1 rRNA gene is annotated in these 1,862 nt (G+C 54.8%); it reads right to left on the bottom strand.

Features of this window, described 5'->3' with window-relative positions:
• Positions 1-92: 92 nt before the first annotated feature.
• Positions 93-1,615 (bottom strand): 16S ribosomal RNA (locus MIAR_RS17475).
• Positions 1,616-1,862: the final 247 nt, after the last annotated feature.

Raw genomic sequence — 1,862 nt, forward strand, 5'->3', positions numbered from 1 at the left:
CATGTCAAATGTTCCACCCATGAGCTAACCAGCAGCACACATTCGGTGCTGATCTGGCGCCTGGAAGGCCGAAGCCTCCAGATGCTCCTTAGAAAGGAGGTGATCCAGCCGCACCTTCCGGTACGGCTACCTTGTTACGACTTAGTCCTAATTACCAATCCCACCTTCGACGGCTCCCTCCACAAGGGTTAGGCCACCGGCTTCAGGTGTTACCGACTTTCATGACTTGACGGGCGGTGTGTACAAGACCCGGGAACGTATTCACCGCAGCGTTGCTGATCTGCGATTACTAGCGACTCCGACTTCATGAGGTCGAGTTGCAGACCTCAATCCGAACTGGGACCGGCTTTTTGGGATTCGCTCCACCTTACGGTATCGCAGCCCATTGTACCGGCCATTGTAGCATGCGTGAAGCCCAAGACATAAGGGGCATGATGATTTGACGTCATCCCCACCTTCCTCCGAGTTGACCCCGGCAGTATCCCATGAGTTCCCACCATTACGTGCTGGCAACATAGAACGAGGGTTGCGCTCGTTGCGGGACTTAACCCAACATCTCACGACACGAGCTGACGACAACCATGCACCACCTGTTCACGAGTGTCCAAAGAGTTGACCATTTCTGGCCCGTTCTCGTGTATGTCAAGCCTTGGTAAGGTTCTTCGCGTTGCATCGAATTAATCCGCATGCTCCGCCGCTTGTGCGGGTCCCCGTCAATTCCTTTGAGTTTTAGCCTTGCGGCCGTACTCCCCAGGCGGGGAACTTAATGCGTTAGCTGCGTCACGGAATCCGTGGAAAGGACCCCACAACTAGTTCCCAACGTTTACGGGGTGGACTACCAGGGTATCTAAGCCTGTTTGCTCCCCACCCTTTCGCTCCTCAGCGTCAGTTACGGCCCAGAGATCTGCCTTCGCCATCGGTGTTCCTCCTGATATCTGCGCATTCCACCGCTACACCAGGAATTCCAATCTCCCCTACCGCACTCTAGTCTGCCCGTACCCACTGCAAGCCCGAAGTTGAGCCTCGGGATTTCACAGCAGACGCGACAAACCGCCTACGAGCTCTTTACGCCCAATAATTCCGGATAACGCTTGCACCCTACGTATTACCGCGGCTGCTGGCACGTAGTTAGCCGGTGCTTTTTCTGCAGGTACCGTCACTTTCGCTTCTTCCCTGCTAAAAGAGGTTTACAACCCGAAGGCCGTCATCCCTCACGCGGCGTTGCTGCATCAGGCTTCCGCCCATTGTGCAATATTCCCCACTGCTGCCTCCCGTAGGAGTCTGGGCCGTGTCTCAGTCCCAGTGTGGCCGGTCACCCTCTCAGGCCGGCTACCCGTCGACGCCTTGGTGAGCCATTACCTCACCAACAAGCTGATAGGCCGCGAGCCCATCCCCAACCGAAAAATCTTTCCACCCACACACCATGCGGTGATGGGACATATCCAGTATTAGACGCCGTTTCCAGCGCTTATCCCAGAGTCAGGGGCAGGTTGCTCACGTGTTACTCACCCGTTCGCCACTAATCCACCCAGCAAGCTGGGCTTCATCGTTCGACTTGCATGTGTTAAGCACGCCGCCAGCGTTCATCCTGAGCCAGGATCAAACTCTCCGTAAAAAACAGATGCATACCAACCACCGGGAAAACGGCAAGAAGGCAGCGAGTTCAATCATGACCAAAAGAGACGAACATCATTGCTGACATTCATATAAATTGATCCAAAGGAATTCTCAACCAACCCCACAGGGCTGGACGAGGATAATTTGGCATTTGACAAGTGCACGCTGTTGAGTTCTCAAGGATCGGACGCACCCACACACCCACCCCATCAGGGCAAGAAGCGCAGGGCAACTTCACAATCTTA

Origin of the sequence: Microbacterium arabinogalactanolyticum, from assembly GCF_030268005.1 — a bacterium.
In the GTDB taxonomy this organism is placed as follows: Bacteria; Actinomycetota; Actinomycetes; order Actinomycetales; family Microbacteriaceae; genus Microbacterium; species Microbacterium arabinogalactanolyticum.